The sequence below is a fragment of the Pedobacter lithocola genome (assembly GCF_042650845.1).
In the GTDB taxonomy this organism is placed as follows: domain Bacteria; phylum Bacteroidota; class Bacteroidia; order Sphingobacteriales; family Sphingobacteriaceae; genus Pedobacter; species Pedobacter lithocola.
In genome coordinates, this window is sequence record NZ_JBHSBW010000007.1 from 1,247,066 (window position 1) to 1,273,291 (window position 26,226).

At 35.3% G+C, this 26,226-nt stretch carries 23 protein-coding genes; 8 read left to right on the plus strand and 15 right to left on the minus strand.

Going from position 1 to position 26,226, the window contains the following annotated elements:
• Positions 1-3: 3 nt before the first annotated feature.
• Positions 4-741 (minus strand): TonB-dependent receptor plug domain-containing protein, encoded by a 738-nt coding sequence (locus ACFOWA_RS07700; RefSeq protein WP_378983606.1) that lies wholly within the window; start codon positions 739-741, stop codon positions 4-6.
• 527 nt (positions 742-1,268) lie between these two features.
• On the opposite strand from ACFOWA_RS07700, the gene ACFOWA_RS07705 reads away from it, so the two are divergent.
• Together ACFOWA_RS07705 and ACFOWA_RS07710 are read left to right on the plus strand one after the other, a co-directional pair.
• Positions 1,269-2,264, plus strand: coding sequence for a hypothetical protein (locus ACFOWA_RS07705; RefSeq protein ID WP_378983609.1), 996 nt, complete (start codon positions 1,269-1,271; stop codon positions 2,262-2,264).
• A 97-nt stretch (positions 2,265-2,361) separates the two neighbouring features.
• The gene (locus ACFOWA_RS07710; RefSeq protein WP_378983612.1) at positions 2,362-4,056 is read left to right on the plus strand and encodes a GH39 family glycosyl hydrolase; all 1,695 of its coding nucleotides are present in this window, start codon (positions 2,362-2,364) and stop codon (positions 4,054-4,056) included.
• Between the two features lie 27 nt (positions 4,057-4,083).
• On the opposite strand, the gene ACFOWA_RS07715 is transcribed toward ACFOWA_RS07710, so the two are convergent.
• The 4 genes from ACFOWA_RS07715 to ACFOWA_RS07730 form a co-directional block, all read right to left on the minus strand.
• The gene (locus ACFOWA_RS07715; RefSeq protein WP_378983615.1) at positions 4,084-5,271 is read right to left on the minus strand and encodes a DUF1624 domain-containing protein; all 1,188 of its coding nucleotides are present in this window, start codon (positions 5,269-5,271) and stop codon (positions 4,084-4,086) included.
• 85 nt (positions 5,272-5,356) lie between these two features.
• Positions 5,357-6,442, minus strand: a complete 1,086-nt coding sequence (locus ACFOWA_RS07720; protein WP_378983617.1) for a sensor histidine kinase — start codon at positions 6,440-6,442, stop codon at positions 5,357-5,359.
• Between the two features lie 230 nt (positions 6,443-6,672).
• Positions 6,673-7,068 carry a response regulator gene (locus ACFOWA_RS07725; RefSeq protein WP_378983619.1) on the minus strand — a complete coding sequence of 132 codons (396 nt, stop codon included), beginning with the start codon at positions 7,066-7,068 and terminating at the stop codon, positions 6,673-6,675.
• 4 nt (positions 7,069-7,072) lie between these two features.
• Positions 7,073-10,534, minus strand: coding sequence for a PAS domain S-box protein (locus ACFOWA_RS07730; RefSeq protein ID WP_378983621.1), 3,462 nt, complete (start codon positions 10,532-10,534; stop codon positions 7,073-7,075).
• Positions 10,535-10,760: 226 nt separating this feature from the next.
• On the opposite strand from ACFOWA_RS07730, the gene ACFOWA_RS07735 reads away from it, so the two are divergent.
• Positions 10,761-11,951 carry a GAF domain-containing sensor histidine kinase gene (locus tag ACFOWA_RS07735; protein ID WP_378983623.1) on the plus strand — a complete coding sequence of 397 codons (1,191 nt, stop codon included), beginning with the start codon at positions 10,761-10,763 and terminating at the stop codon, positions 11,949-11,951.
• A gap of 56 nt (positions 11,952-12,007) precedes the next feature.
• Here the strand turns inward: ACFOWA_RS07735 and ACFOWA_RS07740 are convergent, their stop codons facing one another.
• Positions 12,008-12,394, minus strand: coding sequence for a response regulator (locus ACFOWA_RS07740; RefSeq protein ID WP_378983625.1), 387 nt, complete (start codon positions 12,392-12,394; stop codon positions 12,008-12,010).
• 573 nt (positions 12,395-12,967) lie between these two features.
• Here ACFOWA_RS07740 and ACFOWA_RS07745 point away from each other — a divergent pair.
• Entirely contained in the window at positions 12,968-14,062 is a 1,095-nt protein-coding gene (locus tag ACFOWA_RS07745; RefSeq protein ID WP_378983627.1) for a sensor histidine kinase, read from the plus strand.
• A 94-nt stretch (positions 14,063-14,156) separates the two neighbouring features.
• Here ACFOWA_RS07745 and ACFOWA_RS07750 read toward each other — a convergent pair whose 3' ends face one another.
• Complete coding sequence (locus ACFOWA_RS07750) at positions 14,157-15,101, minus strand: manganese catalase family protein (protein ID WP_378983630.1); 945 nt, start codon at positions 15,099-15,101, stop codon at positions 14,157-14,159.
• 267 nt (positions 15,102-15,368) lie between these two features.
• Here ACFOWA_RS07750 and ACFOWA_RS07755 point away from each other — a divergent pair, with 267 nt between their 5' ends.
• Together ACFOWA_RS07755 and ACFOWA_RS07760 are read left to right on the plus strand one after the other, a co-directional pair.
• Positions 15,369-15,518: a hypothetical protein gene (locus ACFOWA_RS07755; RefSeq protein WP_378983633.1), complete on the plus strand. Its 150-nt coding sequence runs from the start codon at positions 15,369-15,371 to the stop codon at positions 15,516-15,518.
• 177 nt (positions 15,519-15,695) lie between these two features.
• Positions 15,696-15,917 carry a hypothetical protein gene (locus ACFOWA_RS07760; RefSeq protein ID WP_378983636.1) on the plus strand — a complete coding sequence of 74 codons (222 nt, stop codon included), beginning with the start codon at positions 15,696-15,698 and terminating at the stop codon, positions 15,915-15,917.
• A 54-nt stretch (positions 15,918-15,971) separates the two neighbouring features.
• Here the strand turns inward: ACFOWA_RS07760 and ACFOWA_RS07765 are convergent, their stop codons facing one another.
• The gene (locus tag ACFOWA_RS07765) at positions 15,972-16,415 is read right to left on the minus strand and encodes a hypothetical protein (RefSeq protein WP_378983639.1); all 444 of its coding nucleotides are present in this window, start codon (positions 16,413-16,415) and stop codon (positions 15,972-15,974) included.
• A gap of 41 nt (positions 16,416-16,456) precedes the next feature.
• Positions 16,457-16,636: a hypothetical protein gene (locus ACFOWA_RS07770; protein ID WP_378983642.1), complete on the minus strand. Its 180-nt coding sequence runs from the start codon at positions 16,634-16,636 to the stop codon at positions 16,457-16,459.
• 476 nt (positions 16,637-17,112) lie between these two features.
• On the opposite strand from ACFOWA_RS07770, the gene ACFOWA_RS07775 reads away from it, so the two are divergent.
• Positions 17,113-17,307 (plus strand): hypothetical protein, encoded by a 195-nt coding sequence (locus ACFOWA_RS07775; protein ID WP_378983644.1) that lies wholly within the window; start codon positions 17,113-17,115, stop codon positions 17,305-17,307.
• Between the two features lie 206 nt (positions 17,308-17,513).
• Entirely contained in the window at positions 17,514-17,927 is a 414-nt protein-coding gene (locus tag ACFOWA_RS07780; protein WP_378983647.1) for a hypothetical protein, read from the plus strand.
• 311 nt (positions 17,928-18,238) lie between these two features.
• Here ACFOWA_RS07780 and ACFOWA_RS07785 read toward each other — a convergent pair whose 3' ends face one another.
• The 6 genes from ACFOWA_RS07785 to ACFOWA_RS07810 form a co-directional block, all read right to left on the minus strand.
• On the minus strand, positions 18,239-19,198 hold the full coding sequence (locus ACFOWA_RS07785; protein ID WP_378983650.1) for a Na/Pi cotransporter family protein: 960 nt from the start codon (positions 19,196-19,198) through the stop codon (positions 18,239-18,241).
• Between the two features lie 177 nt (positions 19,199-19,375).
• Positions 19,376-20,284, minus strand: coding sequence for a metallophosphoesterase family protein (locus tag ACFOWA_RS07790; protein WP_378983653.1), 909 nt, complete (start codon positions 20,282-20,284; stop codon positions 19,376-19,378).
• 249 nt (positions 20,285-20,533) lie between these two features.
• A complete protein-coding gene (locus ACFOWA_RS07795) occupies positions 20,534-21,391 on the minus strand; it encodes an ROK family protein (RefSeq protein ID WP_378983656.1) in 858 nt (285 codons plus the stop codon).
• Positions 21,392-21,398: 7 nt separating this feature from the next.
• Positions 21,399-22,577, minus strand: coding sequence for a glycoside hydrolase family 76 protein (locus tag ACFOWA_RS07800; RefSeq protein ID WP_378983658.1), 1,179 nt, complete (start codon positions 22,575-22,577; stop codon positions 21,399-21,401).
• 32 nt (positions 22,578-22,609) lie between these two features.
• On the minus strand, positions 22,610-24,964 hold the full coding sequence (locus ACFOWA_RS07805) for a GH92 family glycosyl hydrolase (RefSeq protein ID WP_378983660.1): 2,355 nt from the start codon (positions 24,962-24,964) through the stop codon (positions 22,610-22,612).
• Positions 24,965-24,988: 24 nt separating this feature from the next.
• Entirely contained in the window at positions 24,989-26,194 is a 1,206-nt protein-coding gene (locus ACFOWA_RS07810; protein ID WP_378983662.1) for a glycoside hydrolase family 76 protein, read from the minus strand.
• Positions 26,195-26,226: the final 32 nt, after the last annotated feature.

The following is a 26,226-nucleotide window of genomic DNA, read 5'->3' on the forward strand; positions in this document are numbered from 1 at the left end:
AAGTTAAATTGGCTCGGTAGTTGCCTTGGCAATTCCAACAACAGAATTTAAACTGAAACGGGTTTCGCCAGCTTTACCTTTCTTTGTTGTAATAATCACCACACCGTTTGCTGCTCTAGATCCATATAAACCAGTGGCTGCTGCATCTCTTAAAACGGTTACCGATTCTACATCCGACGGGTTATAAGAACCACCAATGTTTCCATCAACAACATAAAGCGGACCCGTACTGGCGTTAATTGTACCTGCACCTCGTATTACAATGTTCGAACCTGAAGTTGGGTCGCCTGAAGCGGTCGAAGCTACAACACCCGGTACTTTACCTTGTAAAAGTGTACCCAAACTTACAGAAGTAACATCGTTTAGCTTTTCGCCCGAAACAACTGAAACCGCACTACTTAATTCAGAACGTTTTTTGGTAGAGTAACCAACCACCATTACATCACTCAAATCGGTGGTGCTTTCGGCAAGGGTAATATTTATAACAGATGTATTTGCCTTAACGGTTTGACTTGTAAAGCCAATGCCCCTAAAAACTAATGTTGATGTTTTTGATGTTTTGATAGTAAAATAACCATCGCCATTGGTTTGGGTTGTGCTGTTTCTGCCAGATTCGGTAATTATGATACCTGGTAATGGTTGGCCTTTTGCATCCTTTACTGTTCCTGAAACAGCAAAGTCTTGAGCAGATAGGTTGTACATTGTTGACAGAAGTACTAAAAAAAGTAATAGTCTTTTCATTTTGTTGTGGTTAGTTAGGTTAGTTTATTTACTGCTTTACAGTATAAAATAATTTGCGAAATGGTGGTGAATACCTAGCCATCAAGGGATTTAAAATTCATAATTATAAAGGTTTGATTAGTTATCGGTTAGACCAATATAGGAGGATGTAAACCAAGGTTTATAAACTAATGAAGCGCAAACGTTTGATAAGCTAACTTTTGATTGAGCTGAAATTTTTCTGGAAATGAATGATAATAAGCCACATAAATTGGATTTAACACCAAGAAAAGTATGTTTTCTAGCCTTTGAGCTATAATTGTTTTAGGAAATGAAAAAGAAGTAAAAACAAATGATGCGCAAACGTTTGATGAAAACACAAGGCATAGTCTTTCTGGTAAAAAAACCTGTGAGATTTTGAATTTTTGATAATAAAAAGCTCATATTATTATGATTTCTTTTGCATCTTAGCTACTGAGTAAAAAATCAAATTCTTTGATGAAACCAAAATTAATTGTAAGTGTTTATTAAAAAAAAATCTAAAGCCCTTGTCACTGAAATCCCTTTCCAAAACCCGCTGGAGAATTGAGCCAGATCGGATTATCGTTTTTCCTTATGGTCTTTCTTACATTTTAGCCGCTGTACTCGCTGTAATATTTGCAGCAGGATATATTGTGTACACCAATTATTTACATAATTCTTTAGAGTCATCGTTCCTATTGCTTTCGGTATTACTGATTATAATTGTGTTGTTTATTGGTTGGGCTGGTACATCTATAGAATTTGATATCAATGGTGGCGTAATGCGTAAAAAACTTTTTGGCTTCCTACCTGTAAGTTCCATTCCGTTTTCAAATATTTATGCAATTAATCCGGTTACAGAATTGGGTTCTTACAAATACAAAGTTTTTAAAAAAGAAAATAGATATGGAAAGGGCATTCTGGTTTCTAGCGCATATGGAAAAAATGACGATCCTAATGCCTTAGCATTTGTAGAAGAAGTAATTACACCAATTCATCGCTACTTGGAGTTATATGACGGACCCAATGACTTTAAGCCTGTGAATATAGAAAGTTATCAGTTTTTTAATGTACAAGGCGGTGCTTACACTATAAAAAAGAATAAAATTGGTGGCGTTATCTTAGGACTGGTATTATTAGCAGTTGGTATTCATGAACTTACACCAAATGCATGGCTGGGGCACGGTTACGATATTGGTAGAATTTGCTTTTTAATTTTTACAATAATCGGAGGTCCTATAATTATCCTAGCCGGATTCACTGAGGTTACCTTGGATAAAAATACGCGTTTACTCACAAGGACAAATCCTATCGGTTTAGGAAATAAAACATACACTTTTGATAACTTTAATGGAGTACAAACGGTAAGAAAATCTACCAATTTTATTTACTCAGGAACTGATGTACAAGTTTATTTTTTAAAACCTGATAAACAAAAAGAGGAAGCTATAGTGCTTCAAAGCTTTTTTAGCACACGGAAAGTTGAGCGTTTTATTGCCGAGGTAAATAGTATTATGCATTAGTTAATACTTAAATTAATAATTGGATCGAAATCTCTTGCCTTACTAAAAACCTGGCTTGTTTTAAGTATAAATCATCAATTAAAAAGCTCAAAATTATATGAATATAGAGTTTAAAAACTTAATGATAAAACTCTTATTGCTATCATTAATTTTCCATTTACCATTTAATCTCTTCGCACAAAAGCCTGTTATCAATGTAGATTTTAATAAAGAAATAGCACCTATGAAACCTGTATGGTCGTGGTTTGGTTATGATGAACCGAATTACACCTATATGAAGGACGGAAAAAAACTTTTATCTCAACTTGCTGCAATTGGAGAAAATCCGGTTTATGTTCGAACGCACAGCCTTCTTGTTACCGGAGATGGAATTCCTGATCTGAAGTGGGGATCTACAAATGCATATACGGAAGACGTTAATGGTAATCCTATTTACAATTTTAAAATTATAGATAAGATTTTTGATAGTTATGTTAGTCGCGGAATGAAACCATTAGTGCAAATCGGTTTTATGCCCGAAGCACTTTCCACCCATCCCCAGCCATACAAGCACCATTGGAAACCTGGCGACCCATATAAAGATATTATTACAGGATGGGCTTATCCACCAAAAGATTATAACAAATGGCGCTCTTTAATTTATGAATGGGCCAAACACTCTATTGAACGTTATGGCAAAAAGGAAGTGGAAAGTTGGTATTGGGAGGTTTGGAATGAACCCAATGGCGATTACTGGAAAGGTACACAAGAAGAATTTTTTAAATTATATGATTATGCTGCAGACGGTTTAAAGCAGGCTTTGCCAACTGCTAAAATAGGCGGACCAAATATTGCCGGCACTAGAGGGAAAATAGCTATGGAATGGCTAAATAACTTTATAGAACATTGCACCAATGGTACTAACTATGCCACCGGGGAAAAGGGTGCTCCACTAGAAGCCATTCTTTTCCACGCTAAAGGTTCGCCAAAACTTGTTGATGGATTTGTAAAAATGAATATGGCGCCTCAGCTTAACGATATTTATACTGGATTTAAGATTGCTGCTTCATACCCAAATACTAAAAACTTACCGGTTATAATTGGCGAATCAGACCCCGAAGGTTGTGCCGCCTGTGGAATGGCAACCAATCCAGAAAATGCTTACCGTAACGGAACAGCTTATTCGAGTTATACCGCAGCAGTATTTGCAAGGAAATATATGCTTGCTGATTTAACCAAAGTCAATTTCCTCGGCGCTGTATCATGGTCGTTCGAGTTCGAAAACCAGCCCTGGTTTTTCGGATTTCGAGATTTAGCAACCAACGGAGTTGAAAAACCAGTATTAAACGTTTTTAGAATGTTTGGTTTAATGAATGGTATGCGTGTAGCCGTGCAAGCGAACCGAATGTATGATCTTAGTGAAATGCTAAAATCAAGTGTTAGCGGAGAACAATCAGACATTGGTGCAATAGCAACTAAAAGTGAGAAATCGGCTGCAATCATGACCTGGAACTATCACGACAATGATAAGAAAAGCGACACTGAAACACTTACGTTAACACTAAACAATCTTCCTTCGAAGAAAGCCGTAATGAGCATATTTTTAATCGATAGTAAGAATAGTAATTCTTATGAAGTTTGGAAGGCGATGGGTTCGCCTAATAAGCCTACCAAAACACAAATTGCTACTTTAAAAAAATCTGGCAAATTGAAATGTGTTCAGAAATCAACAGTTGAAATAATTGATGGCAAAGTATCTTTACCTGTAGATTTAGAGCGTCAGGCGGTAGCTTTAGTAAAACTGGATTGGTAGATTTATCACCCTGCTTGATATCAATATCTACACATATTTTAACCACCACTGGCTGTGTGTTTCCTTGTAGTTTTTAAACCATTTACAGGGCAAATAAAGCACGGTTACCACTAAAATCCATATCAAATAAACAATTGGCAGGTTAAATCCGAAATTATTAGGACGGAACCAAAAAGGTATCTGCACAATCTGCTCAGTTGTAAAACCTGAGGCAAAAAATGCGATTACTAAAATCGAATGTAGCAGATAAAAATGAATGATGTAATAGAAAAACGGTACGGCTCCATAGATAGATACAATACGGCTAAACCAGTTATTAATCCGCTCTGTAAATGCTAAAAATAACATAGCCAGCCCTACTGTCATAGAAGTATATAGCAATGATGGAGGATATTTACTTACATTAAAAAACGACAGGATGTTTTTAAACAAGTCATTATATTCCTTTCTAGGAACAGGATCGCCATAAAGGTTTATAAATCTTAAAATAAAAAATAAAAAAATACTGCATAGCCCAGCAATTATAAGATTACGTTTTCGCTTTTCTGCTGCGTAGCTTTTACTATACCAGCTACCTATAGCATAGCCAATAAACATAATACCCGTCCACGGTAAAATAGCATAAAAGAACCCAATCAAATGATTGTTTGGTAATGGTAAAACGGTGCCAAAGGATGTAAATAGCACTTTCAACATAAAATTAAACCCTTCTGAATCAGGAGGAGGAAACAAATTAAAAACGTTATGGCAAGAAACAATTATTAAGCCTATAATAAAAACTGCTTTCTTTGATATTTTTATTACCAATGCCAAAAGAATCATACTCCAGCCGATGGCCCAAATTACCTGCAAAATAATAAAATTGTAAAACGGATTGAAAGTTAATCCGAGTGAAACGATTACTATTTCTACGAAGATTAACCACGCACCACGCTTTAATAAAAACATGCTAACTTCACTCGGTGTTTTCGTTTGTGCTGATAAATAAGCAGACAAACCAGATAGAAATACAAATGTTGGAGCACAAAAATGAGTTATCCATCGGGTAAAAAATAGCATTCCTGTGGTTGTTGTTGGGTCAAGCGGATCGCCAGTCATAGCTTCCAGATGAAAAAAATCTCGAGTATGATCCAATGCCATAATTATCATTACCAACCCTCGAAGAATATCTATGGAAAGTATGCGCTTGGATGATAAAATTGAACTTGAATCCATTTATCTTATTTTCTATTTAAAGATATAAAATCTCCACAAAATCAACCTATTTTAGTGCTCGCAGCATTCGGTAAAATCTAAAAACCTATTCCGCGGTGTCATCAATCAACGTAATTTTAAAAGATGAACCTTCGCCAATTTTACTTTTTACTGAAATCTTACCTCCTACTGATGTGATGATGCTTTTTACCAAATACAAACCTATTCCCATTCCTTCCACCTCATCTTTAATGCGGCCAAATTTTTCAAAAATTGATTTGTAATCTGATTTATTTATCCCAATACCATTATCGCTCACTTCAAGTACAAATGTACCCTTCTTTGCTCTTGAAGTAATTGTAATTTCAGGGTTTCTATCTTCAGGAGTATATTTTATTGCATTATTAATTAGGTTGTACAGCACACTTCTAAATTTTCTTCTATTGAATGATATTTGTGTGTGTTTCAAATCTAATTTAAGAACTGCATTTCTTTCAAAAATTTGCGAAGCAAGTGTTAAGCGAACATCTTCTATAAGGTTTTCAATGCTCAATAATTCTGCCGGCGCCTGGTATTTGTGGTTCTGAAATCGGGTTTCAGTAAGTTCATCTACTACCTTTTGCATGGTAAGTAAACTTAATTCTAAATTACCAACCAATGTTTTTAGCATATCTTTTTGCACTGCAGATAGCTTTTTAAACAGTTTAATAGATAAACCAAACGCTGTAATTGGATTTTTTATATCGTGTGCGATGGTATCAAGCAACAATTCATGCTCAATAATTAGTTTTTCCTGATCTTTTAAATCTAGAATGCGTGGGGTAATATCTACAAAAGTAATAATTACACCATTGGTAGTATTTTTACTTTTTATGATGTAAGGAATGATGTTCATTTGATACCAGCACATGTCTGTAGTCTGGATTTCTTTGGCTAAGATTTCGCCCGTTTTTATTACAGTTTTTATGTTTTCAATAATGGTAGGATAACGCAGGTTTTCGGTTACATCTGCTATCGGCTTACCAATATGTGCCTCACTTAAGTTAAACTGCTTCATTGCCGGAGGCGTGTATTTTCTAAGCAATAACGCAGAATCGACAAAAAGCTGAGGGATAATTGTGTTGTAGAAATAATTTTCCAACTCTTCATTGAGTTCTAGCAGTTCGGTAATCTGCTCTTGTTTGCTTTGCATAAATCTTATAGGACGATTTATGGAAGGTAGCAAAAATTGTGTTAACTCTTCTTTAAACCTTTTTGGAATTAAAATAAGAGAAAGAATAACAAATGAAATATGAACATAAGGAAGGGGAAGACGTTAACCTAAATAATATTACGTTTTATCCAATAATACAGCACTGCTCAACTTATATTTCTACTATATAAATCAAATTTTTAATTTCAATTAACACGGCTGATGATTTTTTATTTAAAGAATATACTTAAATTTTCACTCTTTCGTAGCTGTTCTATATCTGTATCCGTAATTGGTTTACTGATAAAATTAGCAACATTATACCTTAGTTGCGCTTTCTTTTTATCTTGAACATCTACCGAGGAAGTTACCATAACGGTAGAAATAAGATGAGCATACGAACGAGATTCTATTTCGGCTAAAAGCTGCCATCCATTCATTTCAGGCATATTTATATCAAGCAGTAGTAATGTTTTACCTAAATTAGTTGAATGTTCATCAAGAAAATGTAAGGCTTCTACCGCACTTGAAAAATAGCTTACCGGTATGTTAATACCTTCATTTTCAAGCAGGGTTCTATGAATAAAAAGTATTATTTCATCATCATCAATTACCAATATGTTCATAATATTAAATATAAGGTACGGTATTATCTACTATTTCTCTAATTTTTAAGTCTAATTCTTGTGCAGAGGCCTCGATAGCTGCAATAATCTGTTCATCGCTCATTTCCTTTTGAATGAGCTTGTTTTTTAATATGTAAACTAGCCCCATTAGCCTCGAAAGCGGAGCCCTAACAACGTGAGATTGAATGTGGGCAATGTCTCTTAACTTTGCATTTTGTTCTGCAATTGCATTATAATAGTTAAGGCGTTCGGTAATACCGTTAACTATAATCACCTTCGACATTTTTTCTTTTAATACAATTGAACTGCTTTTGATTTCAACATTTATTAAAGAGCCATCTTTCTTTTTGTGAATAAATATGCCTTGGTTATGGTTGTTAAGCGCATTAAATTTTCTTTTTAATACCTTATCTAAAATAGGGATACCGCTTACCGGGCGGATATCGCGAATGGTTAGATTCATAAATTCTTCCGGATTGTATCCATAATGCTCTGTAGCGGCTTGATTAACTTCCAAAAATTTTAATGTTGCTACATCGTAAACCCACATTGGCAAGGGACTAAGTTGGAAGAGCCCGCTGTAACGTTTTTCTGATTGCTCGAGTGCAATTAAGGCTTTACCAGCTTCAATTTCTGCTTTTTTCCTATCGTTTATATCTTGAAAACTTCCATAAATACGAATAAGTTTTCCATTTAATAGCTCTGCCTGACCGATAGAACGAATCCATTTAGATTTATTTTGGAAAGTTGTTATTTCCAGTTCTTCATCCCACGATAGTCCATCTTTTATACATCCATCTAATCGTTTTTTAAACGTATTCCTATTTTTGCCTCCTTTGTAATGCTTAATTTCTGTATCTAAATCTGGCACAAAACCATCTGGTGTTTCTCTTATTTTCTTTGTTATTTCAGACCAGTAAACGGATTTATTGGGCAGGTTAATTTCCCAACTCCCAATATTTGCTAATGAGTTTGATTTATTTAACAAGTCTTCAAGATTTTTTTTCTCCGTGATATCTCTACCGACTGAATACACAAGTCCTTCTTCAGGAACCACATTGGCCGTCCAAGCCAGCCATCTAATTTTTCCTGATTTGGTGATGCATCTGTTCTCAAAAGAAAATGTTTCGCTGCTCTTTCCAATTTTTGGCAATCTGTTTAAAACTGCTTGTTTATCTTCGGGATGCAGGAAATACGTAATAGGTTCACGCTGAATTTCGGCTGATGAATATCCCAATAAACGGCAACCAGCAGGATTGATTTTTTTGAAATACCCATCGAATGTGGTAATGGAAAGAATATCTGGAGCAAAACTAAAAATTTGGTCAAGCTCCTTTTCTAATTGCCGCCTTTTTATTTCAGAACCCAAATACCTACCAAGATTTTCATAATACTTGGTAACAAAACTCGAATTTTCTAAACCAGAAAACCCTAAAACCATTACACCTGTTATTTCATTATTATGGCTCAGTGGTATTCCAAGGAGTTCTATTATACCTGCACATTTGGCAGATTCTTCGCGAATAAGTGGCTTTCCGCAATTCGATGTCCAAATTTCCGAACTGCCTGTTTCCCAAACTCGACCCGGCAAGCCCGAGCCCAATTTAACACTTTTTACATTCCACCTTGGATGGTAAAATTTACGAGCATCAGGATGATTTACACTTTTGGCAATTAATCTCAGGTTTTTTTCTTCACTATCTAATAACCATAATTCACCAATATATAGGTTTCCTACTTCGGTTATTCTATTTAGTGCGAGTTTTAAAACATTTGAAAGTTTACTACCCCGATTGAAGATTTGACTGATTTCGCTTATTAATAATTTTTGTGCTTCTGCAATTTTGCTTTCGGTTACATCCCTTTGTATGGCTATCCAGTTGGTAAATTTGCCTTTCTCATCTGCAATTGGTGTTGCCGAAAAGTTCATCCAAAATTCCTCTCCATTTTTACGATAGTTTAAAACGGTTACCTCTACCGGCTGCCAGTTTTTAATTGCCTCATTTAAAATTTGCAATTCTTGCTGACTTGTTTTCGGTCCGTGTAAAAAACCCGGAGATTTCCCTATAACTTCTTCAAAAGTGTAGCCGGTCATTTTGGTAAAAGCCTGGTTCACATAAGTTATTTTTGGGCCGCCGTAATCAATGCTTTCAAACTCGGTTATGGTTACGGCATCAGTTGTTTGCGTAACTAAAGATTCTAACAGCTTTAGCCTTTGCTCTTCTTTTTTTCTTTCTGTGATGTCTTTAATGGCTCCAACCATTCTTACCGCTTTACCTGATTCGTTTCTTATAACAAAACGCATATCAATTATGTAAGCATAATGTCCATTAGATTTTAGCCAGCGGTATTCACTCTCCCATTTTGTTTCCTCACCATTTAAAAAATTACTAACTCCTGCAGTAAACGATGCAATATCTTCTGGATGAATTTTCTGATTCCAATTACTCATTGTAAATGGCTTAACAGATTTGGTATAACCAAACATCAAACGAAAAGCTTCAGCCCAAAACACATGTCCGGTTTGCAAATCACAATCCCAAATTGCATCAGAAGTTGCCTTTAAAACATATTCGTACCGTTCATTGCTCTTTTCGAGTGCAAGCTGCGATAAAATTTTTTCTGTAACATCTCTAGAATTTGCTACAATTCCCATTATCGATGGATCGTTTCGAAGGTCGGTAATGATGGTTTCTACCCAACGCCAACTTCCATTTTTATGGCGAAAACGAAAAGGCTGAAGTTCGATTTTTTTTTCTATCCCCAACTTCAAAAATCCATTGTGTGTAGTTTCTATATCTTCAGGATGTATAAAATCGAAAGCATTCAATCCTATAAATTCATTAGGCTCCATATCTAAAATAAATTTCGAAGTTGGACTTACATAGGAGTAATTGCCCTGAGCATCAAGAATAGCAATAAGGTCAGAACCATCTTGAACTAAACTACGAAATCGCCGTTCGCTTTTTGATAGTTTAGCCTTAACAGTTTTTATATCTTGAATAAATTTCTCTGTAGTAGCTGTAGTATTTGTTTCGTTGAGCTTTTTGCCGTTTATTTTTTGCTGCTTTTCGTTAATTGTTTGCAGGATAAGCATCTCACCAGATTCTACATCAATAATTGGTGTATTTGTAATTTCTAGTAAAGAATCAGAAAATATATGATTGGCTGTATGTTCAAAAATATTATCAATTGTAAACGCAGAACTCTTTTTGCTGATAAAAGCCTTTTGTATATTTTTAATTATTTGGGCTACTTCTTCATTTCTATTTACTACTAAATTAGTAATTACGGTACTATAAACTTTACAAGAAATAGAATGCTCTTTAATTTTAAAGATTCTGTTAAAACTCTCATTATAAGCACAAATTTCGATGGAATGCCCTTCCTTTCTTACAACGCATGCAGGCTTTGATAAGTGTTGTAATAACACTTTGGTTGTTTGGCCTATTCTAATATCCCCCATCAGATTTTCTTTAAAAATTATTATTGAATACCCAAATGTTGACTTCTTGGTTAGTAAACAAATAAATTAACTTTTTAAACCAAATCAAAATGTAATGTTGCCTGCAGAATATAGCACGCAGTGTTAAACATACATATCTTGCATAATTAATTATTCACAACATCAATAATATGCTTAAGAAACAATAGTATTAATTTAGTAGATTAGCGATCAAATAAATCTGTTAATGTCGTCCCTACTAAATGAGAATGACAGAATTAAAAGTCTGTCGAGTTATAATTTGGATTACTCTGAACTCAGAGAGAATTTTTCAAACTTATCGAAATTAGCTGCACTAAGTACAGGTGTCCCGGTTTGCATAGTTAGTTTAATTGATGCAGACACACAGTGGGTAATTGGCGTTTATGGAATCGATTTAGATCAGCATCCTAGAGATAGGACTATTTGTCAGTATACGATTGCACAAGAAAAACCGCTGGAAATTAACACTACAAGCTCGAATAAATATTTTTCTGAAGATTTTACCTGTTCAGGTTATCAATATTATTATGGCATATCGATAAAAAGTGAAGAAGGCTTTAATATCGGCACTTTATGCGTTCTTGATGTTAAAACAAAGAAAATTAAAGCAAAGGAAAAAGAAATTCTAAATATTATTGCAAGTGAAATTAGCCGTGAACTAGCAAATTATCGTGCTATAGAAACCTTAGGAAACGCTGTTATTAAGGCAGAAACCATCAAAAAGAAGGTTGTTCACGATGTTAGAAGTCCGTTATTGGGCATTGTTGGTGTTGCTAAAATCTTTAAACATCCAACAAATCAAAAGACGTTAAAGGAGACTTCGAAGGCAATGGATATGATTTACAGAAGTAGCATTGGATTATTGGATTTAACCAATGATATTCTTGAAACTGAAGTAGCATCTGTTCCGCACAAATTAATTATACGTCCGGGTGCAATTACCCTAAAAGACCTGGCAGAAAGCCTAAAAAAGCTGTATTTACCTCAGGCTGTTAGTAAAGATATTGAGCTTGAAATAAGTTTTAACGAGAGATATTCCCTCGAATACTTTACAAAAAGTAAACTCCTTCAAATTATTGGTAATTTGATATCTAATGCTTTAAAATTTACACCCGAAAATGGAGAGGTAAGTGTTTATTTAGATTTGAAAGTGGTTAAAGATGAGAAGGAACTCATTATAAAAATTGTAGATACAGGTGTAGGTATTCCCCCTCAACTTATTGGCGATATTCTCAACGGACTTGCAGAAACCAGCGAAGGAACAAGCGGTGAGAAAGGATATGGCTTTGGACTTTCATCAGTTAACGAACTAATAAATGAGATGAATGGAAAAATGGAAATAAAAACCCGGCATCCGCTTAAAGGCACCGAATTTTTAGTTTGTTTAATAGTTTAGTAATAAGCAAGTTAACAATAATTGAAATCGTAGCTTTTAGCAGGCTTAATAAGCATCTATAATTTTTTTATTCGTTTTAGCATTTTAAAATCAGTTAATTTTAAAGGTTTAGATAGAAAACCATGAACCTGCTTGTAACTAGAAGCACGTTTTTTATCAGCCTCATCTGTAGATGACGTTACCAAAACCACATAAATATTGTGTTCATTAGCAATGGTTTTAAGTTCGTCTAACAACTGCCAACCATCCATATTTTTCATGTTAATATCCAGCAGTAATAAAAATGCAGTATTAAGAGAAATATTTTTAGTGATGTATTTAAGTGCTGATTCGGCACTGAGGTAATATTTAGCTCCTAAAGAATATTCGCTGTTTTGGATTAGCGTTTTATGTAAGAATAAGGTAAGTTCATCGTCATCGATGATTAAAATTTTAGTCTTCATTTATTTAATAGGGATTACAGGCACACTTTAATTACTTTAACTCTTATCGTTAAAGTCGGCTTCTAAAGTAGCATTGTTATCTTAAAATAAGGATACCAAAAGCAGATATATACACTCAAATTGTTAAAAAGGGTATTTCCCGCATCATAAAAAGTAAACCGACTTATAAATTTCACCCATCAAAAATCCATGATAAAAAATTATTTAATGTAATTATAATCATGAATTTACTCTAATCTGAAATGGAATTATCAAGACTCATTTGCTCAAATTATCCATTAACACGCTAATATTATCTCACCTACATCATCATACAGATTCTCTTTATTTTCCTACAATCAATTATGTAGGTTTAATAATACATTAGACAATAGCCTCTAACGCTTGGCTTTAAAACCAGTAATTATCCGTAAATATTGGTTTATTAATCTAACTACGCGTTCTCTAGTTAATAGAAACTTATAGAAAAAGCAGGTGTTCTTTGTACATAACCAATATTTAAAACCAGCAGCATATAAATGTTTCTTTATTTATAATAACTTCGACACTAATCATCAATCAAACCTTATACTTATGCTGAGCACTAATGAAAAGATCTCCGAACTTATAGAACTAAATGAGGAATTAGAAAACTATTTCTCTAATACTATTATTCCGCAATTATTTGTAGATGCAAACTTGCGACTACGAAAATTTACGCCGCCGGCAATGAAGCAGTTTACATTAAAAGAAGAGTTTATAGGAAAACCCTTTGAAGAATTTATTGATAATTTTCGGTACCCAACTATTATTGAAAATATAAGTGCTGTTATCGAGAGTGGTGAAATTTTAGAAAAGGAAATTCAAACTACAGATATGAAATGGTATCAGATGAATATTCTTCCATATCACATCAAAAGTAAAAATATAACAAATGGGGTGATTGTTACCTTCGTTGATATCACACTAAGGATAAGAGATTTAAAAGAGCAGGAAAAAATGATAGCTGAGCATGAGTTGCTATTGGATACCATAGCTCACGACATTCAAAACCCTATTAATTGTTTGGGTTTATCTATCGAATTGATAAAAAGGCTAAGTAATGAGCAGATGGAAAAATTTCCGAGACTACTAAATAATCTTGAAGGTAGTTTGGAAAACATGAAAGATGTAGTTAATGGATTGAGTGAAACAAGGTTCAGTAGAAATACGTATAATGCTACTGATGAGTTAATCGACCTGGAAAATATTATTGAAGATGTACGCCTCACCCTTAGCTTCCAGATTTTGGAAAGGAATGCTAAAATAACATTAGAACTACACGATACTCAATTATACTTTGCCAGAAGGAAACTACGGAGTGCGCTTTTTAACCTGATAAATAATGCTATAAAATATACTCCTTTGGATAAAACACCAGAGATTATCATTACTTCAAAAGTTGAGCATGAAGATTTTATAATTTGCGTTAAGGATAATGGAATTGGTATAAGTGAGGAACATCAAGAAACCATCTTTAAGAAATTCGAGCGTTTAAACCCCGATATTGAAGGTACAGGGGTTGGACTTTATTTAATAAATAGCATTGTAACATCAGCAGGCGGCAGCGTTACTGTAAGTAGTGAGGTTGGTAAAGGATCTTCATTTGAAATCAAATTAAAAGATGCACTAAAGCAGCCTCAAAGTTAATTGGATAATTTTAAACCAATGACATTCAATTTTTGATAAATCTATAAAAAAAAACCGGAAGGGTTGCTTCCGGTTATTCAAATTATAACATCACTTATTCACTAATCTTACCGTAATCGCTCCAAATGGCTATACCATCTGGTTCTGCAGATTTTACTTCTTCACTTTTTTCTTCATTCATTATCAGGTTTTTTTGTTGAACCTGATTCAGTTCTTCTTCCTTATCATCATCCAAATCAGTTAATCCGCTTGTTTCTTTAACAAAGGATAAAGGATTATCGATAAATTCCCAATCCTTACCCATACCAGGCATTTCACCTTGATTCCATGGACCAGTAAATGATTTTTCGGGAGATAAATTGAAATATTGTTGCGTAAATCTTGGGTCAGCTTGCAATACGCCGGGAGGGAAATTCGGTTCTATAGTATCTAAGACGGCTTCGAACATTTTAAAGTGGGCTACCTCGCGTGTCATTAAAAATGAAAGCGTTTCTTTAACATACGGATCCTCCGTAAACTTCATAAGATGTTCATATACCAACTTTGCTCTAGATTCTGAAGCAAGGTTGCTTCTCAAATCTATTGTCAAATCTCCATTGGAATGAATATATGAAGCGCACCAAGGGATACCTTGACTATTTGCTAATCTTGGACCGCCACTGCTTAAAACTGCAAAATGTGGATTGGCAGAAAGGGCAGAGTGAATTATATTCTCTTTTGTTGCCTTTCCATCTAAAACTTGCATAATTTCTGAAGATTCTGCAGCGTACTTCAACTCTCCATTTACGCCTTTTAGCAACATTTGTATTGTTGCGCCAACGATTTCTAAGTGGCTAAATTCTTCAGTAGCGATATCCATTAGCATATCGTATTTATCTGGATGAGGTTGTTTGGCGCCGAATGCTTGTGTAAAATACTGCATTGCTGCTGCCAGCTCTCCATTTTCTCCGCCAAACTGTTCTAATAAGATGTTTGCAAAGGCGGGGTCGGGTTTAGAGACTCTTGCGTTAAATTGAAGGTCTTTTGAATGGTGAAACATAAGCTTTTTATTTAAGGTTAGATTTTATTTATCGCTTGTTAGCGGTTACATATACTACCACATATTTTCCTTTAAATTTTGCAAATGCACAAAAGCAGTATAGATCCCATTTAAAAGTAAAATACCTGTTTTTCAATTAATTAAACCCATTTAAGCTAGCGTTTGTAGTATTTTAAAATAACTAATGTGCTTTACTATTTTAGAATTCATTAATGCGCTATGGTTAAGTGAATTGAATAAATAATAAAGCATTTAAATACAAATACTATGAATACAATACCAAAAATTTTTGCATGTTTTTCGATTATACTACTTGCCGCTTGTGTTACCGACCCCGAAAAAACTAAGCAATCGGAAGTTGACCCTGAAATGAAAGATACCACTCTTAAATATGAAAAAATAGGCGCAAGAGATTGAGCAGATGGAGATACTACATCGACAGATAGAAAGAAGCAAAAATATAAAGAGCAAAAAAATAAGTTGGATAATAAGAACAATTAAACCTAAAATCAATTCGACTATCCCCTATTTTAAAATTAATCAAACAATCTCATAAAAAATTTATTATAGTATAATCTACAACATCCCAATTATATGAAAAAGACAATAATATTATTAAGCCTTGGCACATTACTTTTTGCAGCATGTTCAGGAAATAAAGCCGACGAAGAAAACGCAGATAGCATGTATCGGTATTCTGATACGAATAAAGCTACTGTAGATACAACAACTATTGATAGTGCAAGAACCAAAGGTTATCCAGATAGCACAACCAACGCACCAAGAATGTCAGGGGGAAATAGAAATATAGAATAATAATGAGTTAGAAACGAATTATAATATGCCTCAATATCAAATTAATGTGGCATATTATAATTTAACAGTTGGTTTTATAAGTTTTAAAGCCGTAGCGGTAACTAATGCTCCGGCAAGGTAGTACGCAATTGTAAGCATCTTTACCTGATTAGTTTTTGCAACAGGCTTTTCATCAAGCCCCATTGGCACTGGCAAAGTTACCGCACCAATCCCAGCTGTAAGTCCTGATAAAATTGCCCTGTGCCAAATAAATGTGGAAGAACCATTACCAATTAAACTGTAATATAATGAGTTGGAGATAATATCTCCTGCAAGTGTAGCTTGATAACGTTTACTTTTGCCATCTATACTTACATCGAAAACATTAAGAATTTTGGTTAATGCTTCTTCACCTAACAAATCAATTCTGGGTGTGCCTTTTTTATGTTTCAGACCCTCATGAAGCAGATTTAATGCAACTGCACCAATAAGGCCAGAGATTAGATTTTCAAATACCATAATTTATTTGTTAAACTTTAAAGATGTTGTGCATTAATTTTTTAATCTGTATTTCCGCCAGCATTACCAGCCAGATCTCCCGCAACATCCTCTTCATCATCGCTTTCACCAGTCAATCCGTCTTGCAAATCATTATCTTCATGCTTTTGATTGTCTAGACCATCATCATTTTGTTCATTTTCTTTCTTTTCTTCCTTTGGATCGGTTGTGTAGTTTTCCATATTATTAGCTTTATTATGCATTTTGACAACATAAGCCAATTGACATAGTTTTAAAAAACTGGTAAATATTTGATTTGTTTGTTTGGAAAATTTAAAACTGTAAGAAACCCCGATATTTAATATTAAAAGATAAAATTGTATTTATACCCTTTAAGAAAACATTAAATACCCGTTTTAGCTTAACTGAAAACTTATGTTTAAAGTGGATGTAGTATATATACTTTTCACACAAAGTAAGGTATAGATGTATCGGATAAATGTTAGATTTAGATAAAATGCAAGGATTCCACGCCTTGCATTTTTTTTTGCAAAAAACATTGAATTCGGTTGGGTGAAGCAGATTCGATTTGCGATACTGAAATGTATTAAAGTAAAAAAAAACTTTAGATATAGTATATGATGCGATATACAACTTATACTTTATTCTAAAAAACTTAATTATAATTCTATACGTTAACCTTAAAAATTTGATAACTATGAAGAAAATACCCGAACCTACGGAGCCGATTAAAGATCTCAGACAGGAAGAGCAAAGCAATCCTACTGATGAATTAAATAAAGTTAAAATAGCCGAAACCACTCCACCGGAAGAAGTGCAGGAATTTTTAAAAGATTTTAGAGATAGAGCTGAAAAGGATGATAGCAGTTATGATCAGAATAGGTCTTTTTAATAATAGATAAAAAAATTTCTATTTATTGCCGAAGATTGTAATAATGAGCTCTTACTTCTGTATTCCTTTGAATGATTTACGCTTCTATTAACGGTTATTGTATTGTCAAAGTTTAATTATTCTAAGCTTATGCTGCAACAAATTATATATTAAACAGTTGTAGCGTTTTTTTGTCCTTAACCGTTTCTGTAAGAAAACCTCAAAAAATGAAACGCTTATATTATTTATTTATCGCATTATTGATTATGACTTCAGGCTGTAAGAAAAAATCTTTTGAAGCCATAACAGAAACTCGAGATTTCAGCATTAATACGCCTCAAAACATTGGTTCATCTGTATTTACCGTTACGTCAATTGAAGATAATCGTTGTCCGATTAATGCATTCTGCGTAGTAGCTGGAAAAGCAGTGGTTTCAATGACGGTTAAATCTGGCTTGCAAACCAAATATATAAGCCTTTGCATTGGCTTCGACTGCAAAACCGCAGGCATTAGTGATAATGCAAAATTTAAATTAGGCGACGTAAATCACACTATAAAATTTATAGATGTGATTCCAAATAATAATTTAACTAATGCCAATGCACCTAAAACAGTAAAATTGGAAATTATTCGCAATTAACCTCTCATTCCTAACCAGATAAACCGGAAACTTTTTTTCGCCAGCATTTATTAAATAGTAATCGGCCAAAGGCTTGATTAAATCAAATGCTTACTTTAATTAATTTCATAGAAAGATAGCCGGAGCCATAACTTACCTAGAATTAATACTCAGTTTACAATTGGCTTGTAATTTTGGTGTTAGTTATGAATGCCTCCTCTGACAGCAAATTACTGGTACTTTTAGCAGATGGAAACCATCTTGCATATGCTGCACTGATAGATAAATATTGGGAGCCATTATACAAACATATATGCTTTAAAATCAAAAATTCAGACGAGGCTAAATGCACTCGTTTTTTCTTTTGTGGGCAGCAATCGATTTAATATCTTTTCGAATAATGGCACTAATGGGATGAAGATTAATACCCCCGCGGTATTAAAAATCATATGGGCATTGGCTATTTTTTGTTCAATACTAGCATTGCCAGAGATTTGCTGAATAAATCCAATAAACAATGGAAAGATTAGAAGTCCGACGGTAATCGAAATAATATTAAAAAGCAAATGAAAAATACCTGTCTTTAAAGCCTGTCTATCCGAGCGAATGGTTGCCAATAGTGTATCTGAACACGTACCAAGTTCGGCACCAATCATAATAGCAATACCTCCGCCCAAGTTTATAAGTCCTTTTTTAGCGAGGGTGATTACCATTCCGACCGTAGCAGACGAAGATTGAATGACTAAAGTTACTAACGCTCCAATAGCGGTTCCCCTTAGCGGATTGTCTAATTTTTCCATCCAGGTTAAAAAAGCAGGATCATCTTTTAAAGGTTCAACTGCACGTTCCATTGTATAAAGACCGAAGAATAGGATGCCAAAATAAAGTAAAACCTTCCCGGTTTTAGAAACTTTTTCACTTTTGGAGAATAAACTAAATACCAAACCCAGAAAAATAGGTATAGGGGAATATTGACCAATATCTAAGGCAATCAGCTGGCTGGAAAAGGTTGTTCCAATGTTGGCACCCATTACTATCCCCATTGATTGCCTGAATGTCAAAGCACCTGCATTAACAAGCACAATGGTCATAATAATTACCGCAGATGAAGAATCGAGAATTGTGGTAATTACAGTTCCGGTTAATATAGCAGTAAAAATATTTTTTGTAAAGTAGCCAAGCCACGTTTTAGCCTTATCACCAAGCAGTTCTTTTAGCGTGTCGGACAGATTGTTTATAGCAAATAGGAACAGGCCAAGCCCACCCAGCACCATTAGTATAATTTCCCACATAATTAATAATTACCCCTGAGGTGTTTCTCCAAAAACACTAACAGTTTATATCTTAAGATGTTGTTCAGGATATATTATGCTTGTGTTAAGCTATTGGTTAGTGTCTAAAATTAGGTCCATTATTGTAGAAAGCCACAAATAAATATCTGGGGCTTTCTATTTTCATTGCTTTTAGTTTTAAGATTCATAAGTACGATAGCTTTCCTCAAAGCTGCCATCCGAATACAGATCAATAAGACCATATCCTGGAGGTGTTTCCCTCCTCTGCCCTTCCCACCAGGCGCCAGAAACTGCACCATTACATAGATAAGTAACGGTGTTGTAAACCACTTTGTCTCTCATATGTAAATGACCGCTCAAACAGAGTTTTACATTAGGATATTTATAAAAAAGGTTTATAATTTTAGCGGTATCAGTATGCATATCACCGCCAAGCATTGTCCATTTGTTTACAATATTATCTTCAATCATTAATAAAGCGGTAAGGATTGGAATGTGCGACATGACCAATACAGGCATATCTTTTGGTGTAGCTTTAAGTTCTTGCTCAAGCCATTCAAACTGTGCCTCGCCAAGCTTTCCGATATACCAACTCTTATCAATATCCAAATGAACGCTATCCAGGATTAGAAACTTCCAGCCTGCCTGCACAAAACTATAGTATGGCTTAGCCAAGCCCAACTGATCCATTGAATACTTCTTGCCATAAAAAACGTCATTCTGACTATTTTCACCCCACCATATATCGTGGTTTCCAAGGCAATAGCGAATCGGAATGTCAGACTCATTCTTCATGGTATCTCTAACCAAACGCCATTGGTTGTTAATGGTGCTGATGTTCTCCTTATTCATATCAAATACCACATCTCCCCCGTTAAGAATGAGATCTACCTTTGGCGACTGCGCTTGAATATGGTGAAGACATTTAATAAATTTGCCGGGTGCTCCAAACTCATTTTTAAGGTGTACGTCGGTAATGTGCGCAACCCTAAGCACTGGCTTTTTTATAGGTGAAGTAGCCCCAATACCAAGGGATGGTAGTAGTAAAAATCCGCCTAAATTTTTTAAAGCTAATCGTCTTTCCATTCTGTTTTATTGTTGGGGCAAAGCTAAGCCGCTAATATTTTGTTAATATTAATTCTTAACTAAAAAAGCTCCCTATTTATCGCAGCAGGCTTAAAAATAAATGTACTTCGAGGTTCAGTAAATAGAATGGTTTGAGGTAAAATATTCACCTTCGAGACATGATATATCCGCTAGGATAGATAGCCGTATAACCTAACAGATATGAAATAGGATTAGTTATTTATTAATTAGCCTGATTTAAAATCCAAATTACCTTGAATAAGCCGCACCAATCAATGCTGCATTTTCTCCTTTTTCCGAAATAAATATTGGAAGTGATATAGATCTTGCACTCATGTAGTTCTGCAATTGAGGCAAAAAAAGAGAAGATGCTTTAGCTATATTTCCACCCAACACCACACAATCAAGAGGGGTATTTTTATACAGCTTTGATAGGAAAATACCCAGGTTTATACCAAACTCATCAAACACCTGAAATAAAGGATCTGCTCTTTGAACGGTATCAATCAGTTCTTTTACATTGTTTACCTGATTACCTGAGTAAATATTATACTTTGAAACCAGCCATTTCGAAGAAAAAAAATCTTCACAAATGCCTCCCATAAACGGAAACTGCCAATATGAGGCATCGGTAGCTAAGCCTTCAGTTCCTATTGCCGAGCCAAATCCTGTTCCGAGGGTAAAACCCATCACATTTTTGTAAGCTGAGGCTGGTCCACAAGCCAACTCTCCCTGTAAAAAACAACCCGCATCATTATAAAAATAAATTTCATGGATTGAATTACCAATAGCATGTAATATTAATGTGCGTATATCCTGTTCATAAAGGGCATCAAACTTACCCATCCCTTTCATGTAAGATATTCCATTGATATAGTCAAAGGGTCCGGGCATTGCTATGGCGACTTTTCCTGAATGAGTATCAGACTGAAGGCTTTTTAGCATAACACCACACCAGGCATTTATAATATCTTCAACACTTCCTTGAGAATCTACTTTAGCCCTATAATGTGAGCCTTCTACAAGCGTCCCATTGTTTACATTTACCAATGCCGATGTAATGTGCGATCCACCAATATCTACGCCTAAAACTATTTTATCACTCACGCTGCAATTATTTATTTTTGATGTTTAACAAACTCATTCTGGCATATAACTCCGCAATGCAAGCCTGGTCTAACAACCATTTCGGTTTCTTTTTTGCTGCTTCATCCCTAGCCCATTTCGCCGATAAAAAACCAGCCCCATCAGCAGATTGGTTCCATGCACTATCTAAATTCCGGGCTACCGCATTAATGTAAGTTGGATTTTGATTTACATGATACAGCGCTTCATAACCACGAAATAATACGGTAACAAACCAGGGCAAATCGATATTAAAGTGCATTCCACTAGCATTATCTTTATTAGAAAAAAATTGGTATGAGCTTTCAGCTACAAGTTCTGCCTCTTGTAAATATTTAGGTTCCTTTGTAAAGCCATAAAGTAATACGGCAGATTCCAGCATTGATCCGGTATTGTAGGTATAATAAACCTTCTTGGGCTTACCATCCATCTTTACATCATTATAATATATGCCTTCAGGATTTCTAAGGGTGTCATGCATCCAATTATAAAATTTTTTACCCCAATTAAGGTAACGTACATCATTTGTACACTGGTAGAGTTTTAACGCAGCCAGCGTAGACATTCCATTACTGCAAGCTGGTTTTTGATCCTTATGACCTTCTAACCAATATACCCCGCCACCGAGGCGTTCATCCCACCCACTTAATATAAATTCAAAAACTTCTTTTGCCTGTGAGATATATTTTTTATCGTTTGTGTTTAAATAAGCTTCCAAATAATCAATACAAACAAGGGCATTATCATCATAATACCGATCTGATTTTTCCATTGTAGCCGGATAGGCTTGATAACCCACTGGCGATCTGGTGGTATCACGATAATCAGAAACCCCAATTGTTAAACTATCCAGGTATTTACTGTATTTCGGCTTTAAATCCGGATATCGAATCAAAACATTTGCTGCAGAAAACATTCCTGAGAATGGCCAAAGAAAACTCACCGCTTTTTCATCTACATTTGCACCCTGAAAGTAATCGAGTGAAACTGTTTTTCCTGATGGATAATATTCACTAAACAGACCAGGATATTGTTGTACCCGATAATGATGCCATATCTTTTCAAACATAGCATCAGCCCTGCTTTTATATAGCGTATTGTTTTTCCCTTCCTGACTAAAGCCATGGAGGCAGAAAAGTAAGCATGTTATAAGAAAGCAATATTTCATAAAGCAGGTTTAAGTAGAAAGCCGTTCGACAATTATTGCTGAGATGGCGGTGGTAATTTTACGCCCCAATTTTTATTGGGTTTATTACCCATATTGAAAGTTAATTTTCCACCTTTCATTAACTCATCACGATAGAGCCAGGAATTGTTCAACACTTTGCCATTCCATAGCGCAGATTGCACATAAACATTCTGTTTTGAGTTATTAACGGTCTTGATAGACAGTTGTTTCCCGTTTCCTAATCGGATTTCAGCCTGATCAAAAACAGGACTTCCTAGTTGAATTGTCGGTCGGGCATCCGTCAATCCTTTCACATCAAACAATCCCATTGAAGCCATTACGTACCAAGAACCCAGCTGACCTTGATCTTCATCTTGTCCATAGCCGTAGCCATGGATACTTTCCGTTCCGTAAAATTCATCACAGATGGCCCTGGTCCATTTTTGTGTTAACCATGGCGATGAAGAATAGTTAAAGAGCCAGCTGATATGAAGATTAGGCTGATTACCATGGTTATAAAGAGACTGAATCCCTGCAAAAGCATCAATTGTTTTTCCTCCGCCAAAAGCATTTTTCTGCGAAGTTTCGAATATATTATTTAGCCTATCATTAAAGGTTTTGGTTCCAATTTCTGCAATTAAACCTTTAGGATTTTGAGGAACATAGAATGTATATTGTGTGGCATTTCCTTCCTGAAAACCTCTCCAAGCCTCCAAAGGATTGAATTTATCAATAAAATTTCCTTGAATAGTTTTTGGTCTGATAAGTTTTAGTTCTTTATCAAACAATAACCGCCAACCATTTGATAACTTAATAAGCTTATTATAGTCACCTGTTTTACCCATATTTTTGGCTAGTTGAGCCGCAGCAAACGCACTATAGCTATATTCCATGGTATGAGATCCTGAAAAATGAGCACCCGTTGAATCGGTTTTATCTGCTTCTAAATAAGGTACATAACCATTTTGAATAAAGCTTTTGGTATCTGTTTTACCCGAACCTACCAATCTGTCTTGATAATTTAGTTCATTGCCCAACACCGCTTTGTAGGCTAAATTTAAATCGTAATCACGAATTCCAGCCTGGTAAGCACCAGCTACTGCAAGTCCGACAAAATTAGTACCCACGCCTGATACAAAATTACTGTTGGCTATACCATCTCCAAACCATCCCCGTTCTTTATAAATTTCCAATTGGGTGTGCACAAAATCACTGTAGTGAGATGGATAAGATAAAGCCCACAACTGGGTAATATTCCAAAAACCGCCCCAAATGGCATCAGTATTCATAAAATTATAACCAGACTTGCCTTGCTTATCTTTCGGCAATTGCCCAATGGTTCCATCATGACGGGGGAAATTACCGTTTACGTCGCTGGCAATTCCACGGCCAAGCAATGCATGATACAATCCGGTATAAAATTTTTCCTTATCAGCATTATTTTTTGATGATACTTTAATTTTACCGAGTTCCGATTGCCATTCAGACTGGGCAGCTTTCTTAGCTTCATCAAAATTCAAAGCAGCTGCTTCCGTTTGCAAATTAATTTTGGCATTACTAACCGAAGTGTAAGATAAACCAACTTTAATCTCAATACTTTCATTGTCTTGGGTTTGATAACCTAAAAACAATCCTGCTCCAACACCTGAGGAGCTTCTTGTATTAGCACTTGTTTTTTCCTGATTAAATGCACCAACACTTTTTGGAGTTTTATTTAGTTCGCCATAGAAATACATGGCCACTTTACCACCTTCATCATATGTTTTAACGTATTTAGGATAAGTTATAACAAAGCCTTCGAAATGACTATCATCTAGCATTTTTATCGATGCATCAGTTACCGGACCACTTTCTCCCTGAATGTTTCCAATAGATAGAATGATTCGGGAATTGTCATTTTTTGGGAACGTATATCGATGGAAGCCCACTCTCTTAGTTGCCGTGAGTTCAGCTTTTATTTTAAAATCATCAAGCATTACGGAATAATAACCTGGCTGAGCAATTTCATTTTCGCGATTAAAACCCGAGCGATAACCGCTACCAGGTTTATCGAGTAAGCCCGGAACAGTTTTAAGCTCGCCCGCGGTGGGCATAAAACTTATTCCACCCACCTGCCACTCATGAAAATGCACAAAACCTTCTATTGAAGTATGACGTGTATCATATCCAACAGCCTCCCAACCTTGTAAATTTCCATAACTACCATTGGTTGAGGGAGCGAGTTTGGCCATTCCGTAAGGTACTGCTGCGGGTGTGTAAAAAAACCACCTACTATGTGCTGTACCAATATTTGGGTTTACAAATTTTAAAAGGTCTTGCGCAAAAGCACACGGCAAAACGAAAAGCGAAAGCATTAATATTAGCAGTAATTTATAGGCCGATTTCATAAACGAAAATTATAATGGAATGTATTAGTATTTGGATAGCAAGGCTTGAATACGCTGCATCCAGGCTTGATCTACAGTTTCTATTTCGGGTGAGCGATTTTGACCGTCAAAGCCTGCAAAAAAATAATATGCATATGTGGTTTGATTTCTGTTCGCAATATTTAATCGGTTAATATTTTCTTTTGCATATACGAGCCAGCTTTCATTTTTATCTGCCTCATATAGTCGTATCATAGCTTGAGATCCCCATGCACACCATGCCGGGTTAATCCGCGTTTCATTGGTATTGAAAATATATCCTTTCCAAGCCGAATTCCATAGCGTAGTATTCATGGCTTTCCCAAGGTTTTGTGCTCTGGTTAGATAAGATGGGTCATTCATAATCTTACTATACAAAATAAATGCTTCTACCATAATCGCATTATCATAAGTGAACTTGTCAGTACGCCTTATACCTTCTCCCGGTCCATCGATTTTCCAAATAAAAAGACCACTAATCGGATCGTACATTTTAGCATTTAGCCAATTATTCACCTGTATAGCCCAATCACGGTAAACGCTTTCGCCAGTTAAACTATAAAGCTTTAAAAACAATTGTAGTGTCAGACCATTGGTTTGGGTTGGTTTTTCCGGCTTTAAGGTATTCCAATAAAACCCTCCGCCATATACATTATCCCACAAACCACTATTAATCAGCCAATCTCCACAAGCCTTAGCTTTGGCCAGGTAAGCCTGTTTATCTGTTCCTGTGGTTACATCATAAGCTTCGAGATAAACCATCCCGCTTAAGGCATTATCATCTACATATTTATCACCACCTGCTCCAGTACCATCCAGGTTGACAGAAGCAAAATAGCCACCCCTGAGATCCTTTTTATCCCACATGTTCTCCATGAATTTGAAAGTATTGTTCATGTAGGCTAAGTGTTTGCTTTGGCCAACCCCGACCATCGCGGCATCGGCGTAAATTTGGCTCACATTATACCATTCATAACTATTGTTAGCATGCGTAGTGGTATTCGCCCGGTAACCATAACTGGCTGTTAAAAGGTTATTTGTGGTAAAAGCATGTGTTTCCTGAGCTAATTTTAAGTAATCAACCGAAGTTCCGGGACCTGTAGGAGGCACAACTGGTGGCGGCGTTACCGGTTCAACCGATGGACTTTTCTTGCAAGCTACCATAGAAAAGATGGAAACAACAAGCAAGGTATGGAGAAATAACTTTTTCATGGTTAGAATTTTTAACCATCGGTATAAACCGA

Coding starts and splice junctions, on each gene's coding strand:
- ACFOWA_RS07775 (WP_378983644.1), top strand. CDS start 17,113: ATGAAGAAAATACCCGAACCTACGGAGCCGATTAAAGATCTCAGACAG.
- ACFOWA_RS07720 (WP_378983617.1), bottom strand. CDS start 6,442: ATGCAAAGCAAACAAGAGCAGATTACCGAACTGCTAGAACTCAATGAA.
- ACFOWA_RS07735 (WP_378983623.1), top strand. CDS start 10,761: ATGTCGTCCCTACTAAATGAGAATGACAGAATTAAAAGTCTGTCGAGT.
- ACFOWA_RS07800 (WP_378983658.1), bottom strand. CDS start 22,577: ATGAAATATTGCTTTCTTATAACATGCTTACTTTTCTGCCTCCATGGC.
- ACFOWA_RS07780 (WP_378983647.1), top strand. CDS start 17,514: ATGAAACGCTTATATTATTTATTTATCGCATTATTGATTATGACTTCA.
- ACFOWA_RS07725 (WP_378983619.1), bottom strand. CDS start 7,068: ATGAACATATTGGTAATTGATGATGATGAAATAATACTTTTTATTCAT.
- ACFOWA_RS07745 (WP_378983627.1), top strand. CDS start 12,968: ATGCTGAGCACTAATGAAAAGATCTCCGAACTTATAGAACTAAATGAG.
- ACFOWA_RS07700 (WP_378983606.1), bottom strand. CDS start 741: ATGAAAAGACTATTACTTTTTTTAGTACTTCTGTCAACAATGTACAAC.
- ACFOWA_RS07750 (WP_378983630.1), bottom strand. CDS start 15,101: ATGTTTCACCATTCAAAAGACCTTCAATTTAACGCAAGAGTCTCTAAA.
- ACFOWA_RS07805 (WP_378983660.1), bottom strand. CDS start 24,964: ATGAAATCGGCCTATAAATTACTGCTAATATTAATGCTTTCGCTTTTC.
- ACFOWA_RS07755 (WP_378983633.1), top strand. CDS start 15,369: ATGAATACAATACCAAAAATTTTTGCATGTTTTTCGATTATACTACTT.
- ACFOWA_RS07765 (WP_378983639.1), bottom strand. CDS start 16,415: ATGGTATTTGAAAATCTAATCTCTGGCCTTATTGGTGCAGTTGCATTA.
- ACFOWA_RS07790 (WP_378983653.1), bottom strand. CDS start 20,284: ATGGAAAGACGATTAGCTTTAAAAAATTTAGGCGGATTTTTACTACTA.
- ACFOWA_RS07730 (WP_378983621.1), bottom strand. CDS start 10,534: ATGGGGGATATTAGAATAGGCCAAACAACCAAAGTGTTATTACAACAC.
- ACFOWA_RS07740 (WP_378983625.1), bottom strand. CDS start 12,394: ATGAAGACTAAAATTTTAATCATCGATGACGATGAACTTACCTTATTC.
- ACFOWA_RS07715 (WP_378983615.1), bottom strand. CDS start 5,271: ATGGATTCAAGTTCAATTTTATCATCCAAGCGCATACTTTCCATAGAT.
- ACFOWA_RS07710 (WP_378983612.1), top strand. CDS start 2,362: ATGAATATAGAGTTTAAAAACTTAATGATAAAACTCTTATTGCTATCA.
- ACFOWA_RS07785 (WP_378983650.1), bottom strand. CDS start 19,198: ATGTGGGAAATTATACTAATGGTGCTGGGTGGGCTTGGCCTGTTCCTA.
- ACFOWA_RS07760 (WP_378983636.1), top strand. CDS start 15,696: ATGAAAAAGACAATAATATTATTAAGCCTTGGCACATTACTTTTTGCA.
- ACFOWA_RS07810 (WP_378983662.1), bottom strand. CDS start 26,194: ATGAAAAAGTTATTTCTCCATACCTTGCTTGTTGTTTCCATCTTTTCT.
- ACFOWA_RS07770 (WP_378983642.1), bottom strand. CDS start 16,636: ATGGAAAACTACACAACCGATCCAAAGGAAGAAAAGAAAGAAAATGAA.